We start from the raw sequence: 15,311 nt of genomic DNA, 5'->3' as shown, positions 1-15,311 counted from the left end.
TATCCATTGTGGCTGGGTCAGAACGGCCCCAGCTTGAGGGGGTACTGGATGACGATATACAGCCGGTCGATGTCATCGCCGCCCTGGCTGCTATTGGCGCGATGGGTGACATGGGACAGTTGCAGCGACAGGTCCTTGGCCGGGCCTGACTGCACGATGTAATGCAGGTCCAGGTCGCGCTCCCAATGGCGTCCGCCAGCGCCTTGTTGCGGACTGTAAGTGCCAGTGTCGCTATCGAACAGGTTGTAGGCGCCGCCTTGGGGGGCATGGCTGCCGTCTATCCCGCGTCCAGTCACATAGCGGGCCATGAAGCTCAGGCCGGGGACGCCCAAGGTGCCCAGGTCAAGGTCGTAGCGCGCTTGCCATGAGCGCTCACCCGGGCCGTTGAAGTCGGCATATTTGATCGAGTTGGCCAAGTAGATGGAGTCGCCGCCGACGAAATCGAAGGGCGTGTCGCCGTTGATTTTCTGATAGGCCAGGGTGAACGCCTGGGCATTGAGCCGGTATTTGCCACTCAGGCTATAAGCTGTGGTGTCGATGGCCCCGGCGTTGGCCTTGCCATAGTCGCGGGTGTGATACAGGTTGCCGTCAAGGAACAGTTCGCCAAGGGTGGCATGCAGGTTGGCATAGTACTGGCGCCAGGTGTCGCTCAGTTCGGAGGCGTAGAGCGCGCCGCCCAGGGCTTGGCCGGTGAACAGGTCGGCGCCGATGAAGTCGATGGCGCCGTTGCGCGTCGTCGCCCCATACCCGGAAAAGTCACCCTTGCTGGTCGAGGCGTCCTGATTCTTGAACGCACTGAAGTGGCCCGCCTGCAGATCGACCCCTTCGACCTCGCGGCTGGAGAGCAGCAGGCCGCTGGCGTATTCGGGTTGCAGGCGCTTGTCTGCGGTGTCGAATACCGGGCTCTGCACAGTCATTTCGCCGACCGCCAGGGTGGTGCGTGAGGTGTTGAACTTCAGCGCGCCACCCGCACTGGAGTAGTGGTCCTCGCTTCGTCCGTTCTCATCCAGCGGCAACAATCCCGTTCCGGAATGCCCCTTGCCGCCGTCCAGTTTCAACCCCAGGAACGCGTGGGCATCGATGCCTACGCCGATGGTGCCGGGGGTGAAGCCGGACTCGAACGAGGCGATGAAGCCCTGGGCCCATTCCTGTTCGTAGCTTTTGCCGGCCGGTGTCGGGGTGCGATAGTCATTGTTGAGGTAGAAGTTGCGGCTGAGGACTTCCAGCGTCGCGCCGTCGAGAAAGCCAGGCGTGCTTTGCGCGAGCTGCGCTGCCATCGCCGGTGCGGCGCTGCCGGTGAGCAGGGCAAGCAGCCAGAGCGGTTTCAGGGTGACGGTTGAGTGGTGTTGTGCAGGCAACATGCTTCATTTCCATGTGAAATTGGGCGGGCGAAGGGGGCGGTACTACGCGCAGCCAGGTGTGTACGGCTGAGCGCGCAGTTCCCGACACCGCCAGGCAAACGGATTGATGCCTTCGCTGTGGGTGAAGATGTGACAAAAGTGCGCCTGGTCGCAGAACCCGCATTCCAGGCTGATTTGCGTCAGGGTCAAGTCGGTCTCCCGGATCAGTTGCTTGGCCCGGGCGATGCGCTGGCTACGGATCCAGGCTTGAGGGGACTGGCCGGTGCTGCATTTGAATGCTCGGGAAAAATGACTGCGGGACAGGGCGCAGGCCTTGGCCAGTTCGGTGATTTCCAGCGTGTCGCTAAGGCCGTCGAGAATCACTTTCTTGACCAGGCTTTCGCGCCAGGGAGACAGGCCCCCGGTGCCGGTTTTGCGCGTTGGCTTGATGGCCGCCCTGACGGTGGTGTGTGATGCACGAGCCATGACAAAAACTCCGTGTCAGTGGGAAATGCCGGGCGCACCGTACGGTGGACGGCCAGCTTCCCGCTTGAGAAAACAGGTCTGGGCAGAGGGCTTCATTCTTGGGTGTGAGGCGCGAGCGTGCGAGTTAAACGTTGTTAATTGCGTTCAGGTGCAGCACCGGACGCAGTACTCACTCAGCACATGCCTGCAAGTTCTGCGGTGTGAGACGAGTGCATGATGACCTTCTCCGGCTGGTGTATGAGTGGCCGTTCTTCTGACTCGATCAAGGTGAAGGTATGAAGCATTCTCTGGCGTGCACACTGCGCGGGGCGGGCCTGGCATTGGCGCTGACATCGCTGGGCGCCCTGGCCCAGGCGCCGCTCCAGGGCACTCAAGTACCCGGTTACTACCGCTTGACGGTGGGCGACTACGAAGTGACGGCGCTGTTCGATGGCTACAACGATCTGTCGCCCAAGCTGCTCGAAGGCCTGAGCCAAAGCCAGATCCGCGCCTTGCTCGCCCGTCGCTCGATTGAAACGCCGGGGGTGCAGACCGCGTTCAACGCTTTTCTGGTCAATACCGGTAAGCAACTGATCCTGGTGGACACCGGTGCCGGCCAATGTATCGGCGCCACGGCTGGAATGCTCTCGGCGAACATGCAGGCCGCCGGTTATCGCCCGGAGCAGGTCGATGCCATCTTGCTCACTCATTTGCACCTGGATCACGTGTGCGGGCTGGTCGACGACAAGCAGCAACCGCTGTTTGCCAACGCTACAGTCTATGCCGCGAAGGCAGAAGCCGATTACTGGCTCGATCCCCAGGGACTGGCGAAGGCGCCGGCCGGTGCCCGGGAATTCTTCAAGATCGCTCAGGATTCCACCGCCCCTTATGTGGCAGCCGGCCGCTTCAAGACCTTCGCCAGCGGCCAGTCGCCGCTGCCCGATGTCGACGCCGAGCTGGAGCCAGGGCATACGCCCGGCAGTACCACGTACCGGTTTACCTCCCAAGGCCAGAGCATTCTGTTCATGGGGGACCTGGTGCATAACCTGGCGGTGCAGTTCGAGCATCCTGAAGTGTCGATTCGTTTTGATGTCGACAATCAACAGGCAATCAAGAGCCGGGCCAAGGTGTTCAATGCCGCGGCCACTACCAGGACCTGGGTGACAGCGGCGCATTTGCCGTTTCCGGGGATAGGGCATATCAGTGCAGTGGGCGGGCACTTCCAGTGGGTACCGGTCGAGTACGGGCCTTATCAACGGGCAGCCAAGGTGCCGATGATCGAGTGAAATCCAATCGCTCGCGCCGTTAGAACAGGTGTTGCCTCACGGCCGGAGACCTCGACACCCGGGCGTCGGCGTCAGCGCGTTTGAACCTGAGGCTGCAACTGTCCGCCGACTATGGATATTTCCTTGAGCTGCAAACCGTCGCGCATGACGAACAATGCGTCCATCCCGCGTTCTTGTGCCAGGCGGGGGCCTTGGGTTTCGCCCAGTACCATCAGCGCTGTGGCCCAGGCGTCGGCGAGCATGCATGAAGTCGACACCACCGTGACGGCTGCGAGTGCGTTGCACAGTGGGGTGCCGGTGGCCGGGTTCATTGTGTGGGCGAAGGATTGCCCACAGACGTCGACCCAGTGTCGATAATCCCCGGAGGTGGCGATGGCGGCGTCGCTGAGTTCCATCACACCCATGACCTCACGCACGCCCCGGCGGGGCTTTTCCAGGGCCACGACCCAGGGCTGCCCATCTGGTTTGTTGCCGCGGGCACGCATCTCGCCGTCGATGCCTACCAGGTAGCGCGCGATGCCAAACCTGTCCAGGCAGCGGGCCAGCTCATCGACACCAAAACCTTTGGCAATGCCGTTCAAGTTGAGGTTAAGCGGTGCCTGTTTGCGCACCAGGTTGCGTTGTGAATCAACGACCAGCGCTGCACTGGTCGAGCGTCGAGTTGGCGCAGGCGCCGGTTCGGTGATGGACAGCTCGCCGGGACCGAAGCCCCAGGCGTCCACCAGATCACCAACGGCGATATCGAAGGCGCCGCCCGATTGCCGGCTGACGCGCAGCGCCGCAGACAATACCGTGGTCAGTTCCTCGGGCAGCGCTATCCATTCCTGCAACGGTGCGTTGTTGAGGCGATTGAGGTCCGAATCGGCTTTCCAGGTCGACATTTGTTGGTCCACCCGGCCCACGGCGTGCGCCAGGCTGCGACTGATCGGGCGGGTGTCGAGTTCGGTTTCGGCATAGAACAGGGCGGTATAGCGCGTGCCCATGGTTTCGCCGCTCAGGCTGTAGCGTTGCAATTCAGTAGACGTCTTCACGATAGCGTCCTTGTGCCTTGAGGGTCCGCACATTCAGGTTCAGCGGTGCCAGTACTTCGTCCAGGGCCAGCATCACCCCCTTGGCCATCTCGCGACCGCCGCAAACCAGTACCTGGGCGCCTTTTTCGATCAGCCGACGCAACATCAGGGCGTCGCTGATCAGCCGGTCCTGCACGTAGGAACGGTCCATGACCTGGGAAAAGGCTGCTTGCAATGCGGTGAGACGCTGGTCCGCCAAGTAATGGTTAAGCTCGGCTTCGTAGAGGAAATCCGAGGTCGGGTTGCGCCCGCCCCAATACAAGTGCATGGGGTGGTGGGCCTTGTTGTTGCGGATAAAACCGGTCAGCGGGCCGATGCCGGTACCGGCACCGATCAGGATCACCGGATGAGCGCCCGACGCGGGACGAAATTGTGGATTCGGTTGGATAAAGGCGTCGATGGTCGCCCCGATCTCCAGGCTGTGAAGGAATGACGAGCACAGACCTCCTTTGTGTTTGCGTACGCAGATCTCCAGCACGCCGTCCTGTGAACTGCTGGCCAGCGAGTAGAACCGCGGGAGGGGGTTGCCAGGGGGCAGGATGCCGACCAGATCACCGGCTTCAAAGGCCGGTAACTTCCCTGGGGCTTTGAAACGCAGCACGTGGGTGGGCGCGCCTACCTGTTCACCATAGGCAATGCGTTCGACCAGGATCAGTTGATCGGTGCGGGGCGGCTGTGGGGTGTGGATCAGCGTCAAGTCATGCCCCAGCACTTCACCCACGGCGTGGCCCCACCGAGCGAACTCCTGGGAGGATTGGCGGTTGATGGTTTCCAGGCCAATCAAAGGCGTGCCACCGGCCTGCAACAAGGCTTCCTGTACCTGATGGGCAAACTGACAGAACTGCGCAAACTGCCGGTCGCCAAAACCCAGCACGGCAAACGGCTGGCCAGGTTTCAGGCCGGCTTCGGCCAGCCGTGCCAGGAACTGCGAAGCCGAGGCCGGGGCATTGCCGTCACCGTGGGTCGCGGTGAGGATCAACACGCGTTGAGCGTTGCCGTAGTCGTTGGCGTATTGATTCATTGCTGCGCTGTGAACGCGGTGGCCGGCTTGATGCAAGGCTTCATGCAAGGTGTTGGCAAAGCCCCAGGTGCTGTTGGTTTCGCTGCCGACCAGGATCACGGTGTCGGCGGTTTGCGCAGCGCTGTTATGGCGGATATTCGGCCCGGCCTGGCGGCGACGCCACCAGATCAGGATGCCGGTGATGCTCATCACGGGCACGCCGAGGGCACAGAGGCCCAGCAACAGGCCCAGCCACCAGAGCCCTTCACCGGTGTGCAACTGATAGATCAACTCGTAGACGTTGCGCATCGAGTCGTGAGCTTGATAGGACAACAGGGCACCGCTGACCGGGTCCACGTAGCCGTCACCCTGGGCCGTGCGCAGGGAAAACACGTCTTGCGGATTATTCGGGCTGGGATAGACGAGCTCGCGCAGGTCAGTCAGATCGGTGGCCTGCAAAGCTTGCAGGCTCGCCACGGGCGAGGCCGAGCCTGCGCTGATGTGGTCGGGGAATGCAGGCTCGCTCTGACTGCCATCGGCGATGAAGTCGAAGGTCGTGGCGCACATGTAGAGCCCGCTCAGTGCCGATAACAGCAGCCCAAGCAACGCTAAGCGACCGACCTCAGCGTGCCAGCGCTGGCTGAAGTCGCCCCGCAATGGCCGCAGCAGGTTGCGCCAGCCGCCGACCCGCCGGACCAGCAACAGCGCCCCGGACACCGACAGCATCAGCATGAACAGCGCGCCGACGCCTGACACCCCGTGGCCCGGCGTGCCGAGAAACAGCGAGCGGTGCAGGTCTTTCATCCAGCGTGAGAAAGCGGAGGGTTCGTAGGGGGCCAGGCCTCGCCCGGTCAGTGGGTCGACCTTTTCGGCCCCGACCCGGCCGTCCTGATTGAAGTAGACAATGACGGTCCCGGACGCTGTGCGCTGGATCTGCTCCACGCCCGGAAAGTGACTGGCAACGCGTCCGGCCAACTGGCCGACATTGACTTGCCCGGCCGCAGTGGACGTGTTGTTCAGGCGTTCAAGGGCCGGATCGACAGACAATGTCGCGCCGCTGATGGCCAAGAGCATGACCAACAGGGCGGCGATCAGACCGGGCAGGGAGTGGAGCTGGCGAAGCATGTTCGGCCTCCGAACAGGTAGGTGCTACAAATCGTAAGTAAAGGATTCGACGTAGGTATTACCGGCCGCCGGCTTGCCTGCGCCTTCGCGGGTCAATGGCACGCTGACGTCGGCGCGGGCATCACGCTTATCCTCGACGGCGCTATCGATACGGATCTGATACCCGGCATCGATCAGGGTGTCTGCCAGCTCGACGCTGACTTTGAGGGTGTCGCCGCTGCCAACGCTGGCGCCGCTGACGCCGTCGTACTCGCTGGGGTTCAGCTTGCTTCCACGGGCCCAGTCGGCCAGGTGCTTGTAGTACTTGGCCTTTTTGCCGGCCACCCAGAGGGTTTTCTGGTACTGGCCGCTGGCGTCGGTGACGTAGATCGCCAGGTACGCATCGTTGCCGCTGTAGCGCTTGAGCTGGGTGGTGAGGGTTACTTCACGGGCCTGAGCCAGCCCCGGCAGGATGATGGCGCCGGCGAGGCAGGTTGCAGCGATGATTTTTTTCATGGAGGTTGTCCTTTTGATCGTTGGAGCGAGAGCCTGGACCTGCTTGCTGACAGCAACCTGAACGGCAGGATCAACGCGTCGAAATGTCACGGTGCGGGGGCAGGGGCGAGGTAAGCGCTGGCATCGTCATCGTCCCGGAAGTAGATCTCGAGCTTGCGCAAGTGCAGCGACGCCGGTGCGTAGCGGGCCTCGATGACATTGCCCTGGCGGTCCAGGCCCTTGAGCTTGTAGCAGCCGTCGTCGACCTTGATGCGCTGCACCTTCCAGCCGTACCGCTGTTCCACCTGCAGGCGCAGGGTTTCCCGTGGCTGCCAGTCGTTGACCAGTTCGCCGCAGTCGTCATCGGCCAAGGCGTAACCGTTGGCCAGCACACTTATCAGCGCAGTGCTGGCGATAAAACCTGATTTCATGATCTGTCTCCTGCCGGGGGCTTCGTTGTGGGCATACCCTACGGTGCATTCCTGACAGCCAGCTGAATCTTCAGATTCACGTCAGGTAAGGCCGCTAAGGTGCGGCAAACCACGATTACAGGAGCTGCCCGATGCGGGTTTTATTGGTTGAGGACTCGCCACGGTTGGGGGATGCGGTGCGCGAGCAGATCGCCGATGACGGCCATGCCGTTGATTGGGTGCAGAACCTTGCCCAAGCACGCAGCAGCGTGAGCACCACCGCTTATGACCTGATCCTGCTTGACTTGATGTTGCCGGACGGTCGAGGGCTGGACTTCCTGCGTCAGCGGCGCAGCGCAGGTGACGCGACTGCGGTGATCATCCTGACGGCCCAGGACCAGATATCTGATCGAATCGCCGGCCTCAATGCCGGCGCCGACGATTACCTGGTCAAACCCTTCGATCTGTTTGAACTGTCGGCCCGTGTGGCTGCGGTGGCTCGTCGTTACAGCGGCAACCCCAATCCCCAGATCAGGCTTGGTGAGCTGCACGTCGATATGACGGCCCGTACGTTGCAGCGGGCCGGCGTGGCCGTGGAACTCACGGCCCGGGAATGGGCGCTGTTGGAGGCATTCATCCAGCGTCCCGGCGCGCTGCTGTCCAAGGGGCAACTCGAAGATCGGCTGTACGCCTTCGGTGCCGAAATCGAAAGCAACACGATCGAGGTCTATATCAGTCGATTGCGCAAGAAGCTCGGGCGCGACCTGATCGAGACCGTGCGGGGCATGGGTTACCGGATGGTGTCGGCATGAAGACGACCTTCAGCCTGCAAAAACGTCTGGGCCTGGGCCTGACGCTGGGCATGACGTTGCTCTGGCTGGTGGCGACAGTCGGCACCTGGCGCGGGGTACGACATGAGTTGAACGAGGCCTTTGACAGCGCACTGGAAGAGACCGCCCAACGCATCCTGCCCCTGGCCGTGCTGGAAATCAGCAACCGGGAAACCCCGGGCGAGGCGCAGCAGGTTGCCACTTTGAAGATGCACAAGGAGTACTTGAGTTATCTGGTGCGCGATGCCGAGGGCAAGGTCCTGATGCAGTCCCACGATGCCAACCCGAAGGTATTCAGCAAACATCCGATTGAAGGTTTCTCCACGACTGGAAAGTACCGTCTGTATGGCGCCAGTGCGCTGCGCGAGACGGTATTCATCGAAGTCGCCGAGCCGCTGCGCCATCGTCGTGGGGCCGCACGAGAAGCCTTGTTTGCCTTGTTGTGGCCATTATTGGCGCTGATCCCCATCAGCCTGTTGGGGACCTGGCTATTGGTGCGCATGAGCCTGGGCAGCGTGCTGGCCTATCGTCACGCCGTAGAGGCCCGCGGCGTGGGTGATCTTTCGCCGATCAAGGTGTCGCGCCTGCCGGCAGAAATCAACCCCTTGGCGGATGCGGTCAACCGCCTGCTGGAGCGCTTGCGCAAGGCCCTGGAGGCCGAACGCAGCTTCACCGCCAACAGCGCACATGAGCTGCGTACACCCTTGGCCGCGACATTGGCGCAAGTCCAGCGGCTATACCAGGAGGCCCCTGAAGGTCCGTTGCGTTTGCGTGCGAAAAAGATCGAAAGCGCCTTGCGCGAATTGGCCCGGTTATCGGAAAAGCTCATGCAACTGGCCAAGGCTGAAGGGGGCGGACTGCTCTCGCAAACGCCCCAGGACCTGGTCCCATTGTTGGCTCACGTGGTGGATGAATGGCGGCACAACAGCAGCCGGCAGATCGCGTTGCAACTTCCTGCCCAGACCCATGTGTATTCGACCGTCGACCCGGACGCCTTCGGCATCCTGTTGCGCAATCTGATCGAGAACGCATTGAAGTACGGTGCGATGGATCAACCCATCGAAGTCACCCTCACGGACCAGGCACTGCTGCGGGTGATCAATGCCGGACCGGTGGTGCCGGTGGCCGTCCTGCAGAACCTGACCGAACGTTTCGTGCGCGGCCAGAGCGAAACCAGTGGGTCGGGATTGGGCTTGGCGATCGTCAAGACGATTGTGCAGGGGATCAATGGACGAATCGAACTGTTGTCCCCGGCAAAAGACCGGCAGGAGGGGTTCGAGGTGCAGGTCCGGCTACCGCTTGCCACTGTTGCCACCGGCCATTCGTCAGCCAGCTAACCTGCGCATTCTTGACAAGCAATCGACCTTGAGCAAATACTCTCGTCCATATTCATATATATGACTAGATAACAAGGTGAATAAGGTCAATGAAATCTCTCTCCAGTGATGTCCGCCTGCCGCTGTATCAACGTTTACGCGACCAATTGGCTGAACAGATCGCCAATAACCGTTGGCGTCCGGGGGAGGCGATTCCTACTGAGGCGGTACTCTCGGCCGAATACCAGTTGTCTACCGGCACGGTGCGCAAGGCCATCGATGCGCTGGTCAGCGAGGGCGTCCTGGAGCGCCAGCAGGGGCGTGGCACCTTCATTCGCCGGCCGCAATTCCAGTCGTCGCTGTTCCGGTTTTTCCGCTTTCAAAGCGCTTCAGGCGAACGCCGGGTTCCCGAGAGCCGGATCCTGTCCGTGGAGCCGGTGGCCGCGCCTTCGGCGGTGGCCCAGGCGCTGGGGTTGCCGGCGGATGCGCCGGTGATTCGCATCGTGCGGGTGCGTCTGCTGGATGTGGCGCCGGTGCTCGCCGAAGAAATCTGGCTGCCCCGCAACCGTTTCCAACCCTTGCTCGAGATCGACCTGAGTCAAAAGGGACCGCTGCTTTATCCCATCTATGAAGAAACCTGCGGTCAGGTGGTCGCCTCTGCCGAAGAAACCCTCACCGCTGAATCGGTGAATGAGGTGTACGCGCGGCTGCTGCAGGTGCCGGTCAACAGTCCGGTGGTGGTGATCGAGCGTCTGGCGCGGGACTACGCCGGCAATCCCCTGGAGTGGCGACGCTCGCGCGGGCATGCCGAGCACTTCCGCTACAGCGTGGAAATCCGCTGAGCCTACCGGGTTAGCGGCGAGTCGGTCGCCGCAGCCCTTATCGTTTTGTTTGCCATGACTGGCCCTGTAGCGGCGCGGTTCGCTCTCGGCTGCCTTTCGTTCCACTTACAAGGATAAGAATCATGTTCAGCTGGTATCGCCAAGTCACTGCGCGAGAGCGCAAAACGTTTTGGGCCTGTTTCGGCGGATGGTCGCTCGACGCGCTGGAAGTACAGATGTTCGGCCTGGCGATACCGGCGTTGATCGCCGCGTTCGCCCTGACCAAGGGCGATGCCGGGCTGGTCAGCGGCGTGACCCTGGTCACTTCGGCCATTGGCGGCTGGGTTGGCGGGACGCTGTCGGACCGTTACGGACGGGTGCGCACGCTGCAATGGATGATCCTGTGGTTTTCGTTCTTTACCTTCCTGTCGGCGTTCGTCACCGGCTTCCACTCGTTGTTGATCGTCAAGGCGCTGCAGGGCTTCGGCATCGGCGGTGAATGGGCCGCCGGTGCGGTATTGATGGCCGAGACCATCAACCCCAAGTACCGCGGCAAGGTCATGGGCACGGTACAAAGCGCCTGGGCGGTGGGTTGGGGTCTGGCGGTCGGCGTCTTCACGCTGATCTACTCCCTTGTGCCGCAAGACATGGCCTGGCGGGTGATGTTCATCGTGGGCCTGCTGCCGTCGTTCCTGATCATCTGGGTACGGCGCAACGTTGAGGAACCCGACAGTTTCCAGCGCCTGCAAAAAGCCAATGTCATCCCGCAAAGTTTCTTCAAATCCCTGAGCGGTATCTTTCGCCCTGAGCTGATCCGCGTGACCTTGTTTGGCGGGCTGTTGGGGCTGGGGGCGCACGGCGGTTACCACGCGGTGATGACGTGGCTGCCAACCTTCCTCAAGACCGAGCGCAACCTGTCGGTGCTCAACTCCGGCGGCTACCTGGCGGTGATCATCTTCGCCTTCTGGTGCGGCTGCGTAGTCAGTGGCCTGTTGATCGATCGCATCGGGCGTCGCAAGAACATCGTGCTGTTCGCGCTGTGCTGCGTGGTGACCGTACAGTGCTATGTGTTCCTGCCGTTGAGCAACACCCAGATGCTGTTCCTGGGCTTCCCGCTCGGCTTCTTCGCGGCGGGTATTCCAGCGAGCCTCGGGGCGTTTTTCAACGAATTGTACCCGGCGGATGTACGCGGCGCCGGCGTGGGATTCTGCTACAACTTCGGCCGGGTGCTCTCGGCGGTGTTCCCGTTCCTGGTCGGTCACATGAGCGACTCCATGTCCTTGGGCTCGGCCATTGGCATCGACGCCGGGATTGCCTACGGCGTGGCGGTGATCGCGGCGCTTTGCCTGCCGGAAACCCGCGGTCGCAGCCTGGAAGCCACTGCTGCATCGGTGCCTGCGGTGGAGAGTGACGGCCAGGGCGCCCGAGCCTGATTTCCCTTATTTTCGATAGATGAAACCCATGGTTGATACCCGCACTACGCCGATCACCGGCATTGACTGTCACGCCCACGTATTCAGCAGCGAGCTGGAACTGGCGGCTGTCCGGCGCTACACACCTGACTATGACGCCACGCTCGCCCAGTACCTGGGCCATCTGCACGCTCACGGCTTGAGCCATGGCGTGTTGGTGCAGCCAAGTTTTCTCGGCACGGATAACCGCTACTTGCTGGCCGCGCTACGGCAAGCGCCAGAGCAATTGCGTGGGGTCGTGGTGGTGGCGCGAGACGTCAGTCGAGCCGAGCTGGACGACATGGCCCGGTTGGGCGTGGTCGGTGTTCGCTTGAACCTGATGGGCCAAGCTTTACCTGATTTTCGCGACCCCACCTGGAAAGGCTTTTTGGGCCACATCGCGGAGCTGGATTGGCATGTCGAGTTGCATGCCAACCTGGCGGACTTGCCGGGGCTGATGGGACAGCTGTTGCCATTGGGCATCAAACTGGTGGTCGATCACTTCGGTCGTCCGGATGCGCGTTTGGGGCTGGATCAACCTGGCTTTGCCCAATTGATGGAACTGGGGCAGGGCGGGCAGGTGTGGATGAAGGTGTCCGGCATCTATCGATTGGGCGCAACAGCCCCGCGGAATCTTGAATTCGCCCGCGCCTCGTTGACGTTGCTGGAACACCACTTCGGCCCCGAGCGCCTGGTGTGGGGCAGCGACTGGCCGCACACCCAGCATGAAGAACACGTGGGTTTCGAAACGGTGATGGAGCAGTTGTGCGCATTGGAATGTTCGGGGCCACTTATGCGGGCGTTAATGGTCCAGGCACCCCAGGTACTGTTCAAGTTTTGAGGCCCGAGGCTTGTGACATTGAGTTTTCCTGAACTCGCCCGATGAATAGGGATCTAGACTCCATTGATGCCCTGTGAAAGGTTTCAGCCAGGCGGTTTGAGGATGACTGATGTCGAACATTGAAGAGCTATCCAGGGAAACGCGTGCGCCAAGCGAGTACGAGAGCTTGATCTCGATGGGGACGAGCGCACTCGATGCCATTCCTGGTGCGGTGTACCTGTGCGATCGCCAGGGGTGGCTCGTCAGGTACAACAGTGAGGCGGCCGAGCTGTGGGGAAGGGCGCCGGCACTTGGAGAGAACGGTGACCGTTTCTGCGGCGCCCATCGACTGTTCCAGACTGACGGTACACCGCTGGCGTTCGAACACTGCCCGACAGCCTCGGCACTCAATACCGGCATTGCCTCGCGTAATCAGGAAGTGCTCATCGAGCGTCCGGACGGCTCGCGGTTCGTGGCGCTGATGAACATCCGCGCCCTCAGGGATCGGCAGGGGGGCGTCCAAGGCGTGATCAACTGCTTCCAGGACGTCTCGGCGCACCACGCCATGGCCGAAGAGCTTCGGCGCAAGAGCGACGACCTCGAAGACTTTTTCGAAAACAGCGCGGTGGGCCTGCATATCGTCAGCGGCGAAGGCATTATCCTGCGCGCGAACAAGGCGGAGCTGACGCTACTGGGCTATTCGGCCGACGAATACATCGGCCGCCACATCACCGAATTTCACCTCGACGAGCCGGTCATTGGCGACATCCTCACCAAGCTCGGCAGCGGCGACTGCCTGGAAAGCTATCCGGCGCGACTGAGGGCAAAGGACGGCTCGATCAAGCATGTCATGATCACTTCCAATGGCCGATTCGAAGACGGAAAACTCTTCAATACGCGCTGCTTCACCATCGACAGGAGCTGTGTCCATGCGGCCGAGGCGGCGCGCCAGGACAGCGATGACCGGCTTTCGGCGACCTACGAGGCGGCGACCATCGGTATTGCCGAGGCCGGCGTCGACGGTCGCTTGCTGCGCGTCAACGATGCCCTGTGCAACATGCTGGGTCGCTCGCGCGAAGAGCTCCTGTCGATGACATTCCTGGACTATACCCACCCCGATTGCATCCCGCAGGACGCGGGGTTGTACGCCCGCCAGGTGGCCGGTGAACTTGATAACTACGTGCTTCGCAAGCGCGCCGTGAAGCCCGATGGCGAGGTCGTTTACCTCGACATCCACAGTTCCTCGGTGAGGGACGTCAGCGGTACGTTTCGGTATGGCGTGCGAGTGCTGCAGGACGTCACGCTGGCGCGGCGGATGGAAAACCAGGTCCGCGAAAGCGAACGGCACATGCGCAATCTTCTCGAGGCGTTGCCTGCCGCGGTGTACACCACCGACGCCGATGGCCGCATCACCTTCTACAATCGCGCCGCTGTCGAACTGTCCGGGCGCACACCTCGGCTGGGCGACCAGTGGTGCGTGACCTGGAAACTGTTCAACACGGACGGCAGTTTCCTGCCCCACGACCAATGCCCGATGGCGGTGGCCCTGAAGGAAAACCGGCCGATTCGCGGCGTCGAGGCAATTGCAGAGCGGCCGGATGGTAGCCGCGTTCCGTTCACGCCTTTTCCCACGCCTTTGCATGATGCCGATGGAAACCTGGTGGGCGCCATCAACATGCTGGTGGATATCTCCGAGCGAAAGCAGGCGGAAAACCGGCAGAAGACGCTGATCGATGAGCTCAATCACCGGGTCAAGAACACCCTGGCCACGGTGCAATCGCTGGCAGCCCAGACGGCACGCAACGCAGAGGATGCGAAAGACGGCTACAGGCGTTTCGAGGCGAGGCTCCTGGCGTTGTCACGGGCACACGATCTTTTGACGAAACGGCATTGGGGGCAGACGCCGCTCGACACCCTGGCCCCCGAGGTGCTGATGCCGGTGTTTGGGCATGAGCCTGGTCGTATTGTGATTGAAGGCCCTTCTATGGACGTCGGCACTCGCGTGGCGCTCAACCTAACGATGACCCTCAATGAATTGGCGATCAACGCGTTGAAATATGGCTCGATGTCGGTCGAGAGCGGGACGCTTGCAGTTACCTGGCACCTGCAAACCCGGGCGGACGGAACGTTGCTGACCCTCGACTGGCGCGAACAAGGAGGGCCACCCGTGTCACCGCCGGAACGGGAAGGGCTGGGTTCGCGCTTGATGAGGCGCTGCATCGAGCGCGACCTGGCCGGCAAGTTCGACCTCACCTACGCTCCAGAAGGCGTTTGCTGCCGCTTTTCGTTCCTGATTGGGATGACCGGGGCATGACCCCATTTGTTGGCGTCAGGGTGCTGGTCGTCGAGGACGAAGGCGCGGTCGCCCTGTTAATCGAGGACATGCTGGAGGAGTTCGGATGCGAAGTGGTGGCCTCAGTCGCCCGGCTCGCTGCAGCACGTGACATGGCCGGCTCGGTGCAGGTTGATCTGGCGATCCTCGACGTCAACCTGGCTGGCGAGCGGGTTTTTCCGGTGGCCGAAATCCTTCGCGGTCGCCATATTCCCTTCCTGTTCAGCACCGGATACGGCGCCAGTGGACTTCCAGCCGAATACGCCGAGTGCCCGGTCCTGCACAAGCCGTTTTCGCAAAGTGAGTTGCAGCAGAAAATTGCCGTTACGCTGAGCGGGGCTCGCGAAAGCGGCTTGGCTGCCAGCACCGATGTCGACTGACCCGCCGCCTTCGCGAGCAAGCTCGCTCCCACCTGGGATTTGCGGTGGTCACTCAATCAAGCTCCACCGCTGATCCAATGTGGGAGCGAGCTTGCTCGCGATAACGGTGGCACAGGCAATCTCATCGCCAACGAATACAACACCGTCGCGAGCAAGCCCAGCCCTTGGCTTCAAGTAGGCCTCTGACTGTG

General features: G+C 61.8%; 14 protein-coding genes. 8 read left to right on the top strand and 6 right to left on the bottom strand.

The genetic code is table 11. From position 1 onward, the window contains the following. Window positions 1–17: 17 nt before the first annotated feature. Together F7R20_RS00525 and F7R20_RS00520 are read right to left on the bottom strand one after the other, a co-directional pair. The gene (locus F7R20_RS00525) at window positions 18–1,361 is read right to left on the bottom strand and encodes an OprD family porin (protein ID WP_003201187.1); all 1,344 of its coding nucleotides are present in this window, start codon (window positions 1,359–1,361) and stop codon (window positions 18–20) included. A 42-nt stretch (window positions 1,362–1,403) separates the two neighbouring features. Then, window positions 1,404–1,826: a helix-turn-helix domain-containing protein gene (locus tag F7R20_RS00520; protein ID WP_003201189.1), complete on the bottom strand. Its 423-nt coding sequence runs from the start codon at window positions 1,824–1,826 to the stop codon at window positions 1,404–1,406. A gap of 275 nt (window positions 1,827–2,101) precedes the next feature. Here F7R20_RS00520 and F7R20_RS00515 point away from each other — a divergent pair, with 275 nt between their 5' ends. After that, a complete protein-coding gene (locus tag F7R20_RS00515) occupies window positions 2,102–3,091 on the top strand; it encodes an MBL fold metallo-hydrolase (RefSeq protein WP_003201191.1) in 990 nt (329 codons plus the stop codon). 71 nt (window positions 3,092–3,162) lie between these two features. Here the strand turns inward: F7R20_RS00515 and F7R20_RS00510 are convergent, their stop codons facing one another. The 4 genes from F7R20_RS00510 to F7R20_RS00495 all read right to left on the bottom strand — a co-directional run bounded on the left by F7R20_RS00510 (window position 3,163) and on the right by F7R20_RS00495 (window position 7,191). Continuing rightward, a complete protein-coding gene (locus F7R20_RS00510; protein WP_003201193.1) occupies window positions 3,163–4,122 on the bottom strand; it encodes an FAD:protein FMN transferase in 960 nt (319 codons plus the stop codon). After that, complete coding sequence (locus F7R20_RS00505; protein WP_003201195.1) at window positions 4,106–6,286, bottom strand: PepSY domain-containing protein; 2,181 nt, start codon at window positions 6,284–6,286, stop codon at window positions 4,106–4,108. Before F7R20_RS00505 ends, F7R20_RS00510 begins: the two co-directional genes overlap by 17 nt. A 24-nt stretch (window positions 6,287–6,310) precedes the next feature. Continuing rightward, window positions 6,311–6,781 carry a DUF2271 domain-containing protein gene (locus F7R20_RS00500; protein ID WP_003201197.1) on the bottom strand — a complete coding sequence of 157 codons (471 nt, stop codon included), beginning with the start codon at window positions 6,779–6,781 and terminating at the stop codon, window positions 6,311–6,313. A gap of 86 nt (window positions 6,782–6,867) precedes the next feature. Continuing rightward, complete coding sequence (locus F7R20_RS00495; protein WP_003201199.1) at window positions 6,868–7,191, bottom strand: PepSY domain-containing protein; 324 nt, start codon at window positions 7,189–7,191, stop codon at window positions 6,868–6,870. Between the two features lie 131 nt (window positions 7,192–7,322). Here F7R20_RS00495 and F7R20_RS00490 point away from each other — a divergent pair, with 131 nt between their 5' ends. The 7 genes from F7R20_RS00490 to F7R20_RS00460 all read left to right on the top strand — a co-directional run bounded on the left by F7R20_RS00490 (window position 7,323) and on the right by F7R20_RS00460 (window position 15,120). Continuing rightward, window positions 7,323–7,982 (top strand): response regulator transcription factor, encoded by a 660-nt coding sequence (locus tag F7R20_RS00490; protein ID WP_003201201.1) that lies wholly within the window; start codon window positions 7,323–7,325, stop codon window positions 7,980–7,982. Further along, complete coding sequence (locus F7R20_RS00485) at window positions 7,979–9,337, top strand: sensor histidine kinase (RefSeq protein WP_003201205.1); 1,359 nt, start codon at window positions 7,979–7,981, stop codon at window positions 9,335–9,337. The genes F7R20_RS00490 and F7R20_RS00485 overlap by 4 nt, the downstream gene beginning before the upstream one ends. Before the next feature lie 89 nt (window positions 9,338–9,426). Then, window positions 9,427–10,158 carry a GntR family transcriptional regulator gene (locus tag F7R20_RS00480; protein ID WP_003201206.1) on the top strand — a complete coding sequence of 244 codons (732 nt, stop codon included), beginning with the start codon at window positions 9,427–9,429 and terminating at the stop codon, window positions 10,156–10,158. 122 nt (window positions 10,159–10,280) lie between these two features. Next, a complete protein-coding gene (locus tag F7R20_RS00475; RefSeq protein ID WP_003201208.1) occupies window positions 10,281–11,570 on the top strand; it encodes an MFS transporter in 1,290 nt (429 codons plus the stop codon). Between the two features lie 28 nt (window positions 11,571–11,598). Next, entirely contained in the window at window positions 11,599–12,429 is an 831-nt protein-coding gene (locus tag F7R20_RS00470; protein ID WP_033028103.1) for an amidohydrolase family protein, read from the top strand. Between the two features lie 109 nt (window positions 12,430–12,538). Further along, window positions 12,539–14,722, top strand: a complete 2,184-nt coding sequence (locus F7R20_RS00465) for a PAS domain-containing sensor histidine kinase (RefSeq protein WP_003201212.1) — start codon at window positions 12,539–12,541, stop codon at window positions 14,720–14,722. Next, on the top strand, window positions 14,719–15,120 hold the full coding sequence (locus F7R20_RS00460) for a response regulator (protein ID WP_003201215.1): 402 nt from the start codon (window positions 14,719–14,721) through the stop codon (window positions 15,118–15,120). The genes F7R20_RS00465 and F7R20_RS00460 overlap by 4 nt, the downstream gene beginning before the upstream one ends. Window positions 15,121–15,311 lie beyond the last annotated feature (191 nt).

It is taken from the genome of Pseudomonas brassicacearum subsp. brassicacearum (assembly GCF_008801605.1).
Lineage (GTDB): Bacteria > Pseudomonadota > Gammaproteobacteria > Pseudomonadales > Pseudomonadaceae > Aquipseudomonas > Aquipseudomonas brassicacearum.
Note: the sequence above shows the minus strand (reverse complement) of the source record. Positions and strands in the feature narration are given on the sequence as shown.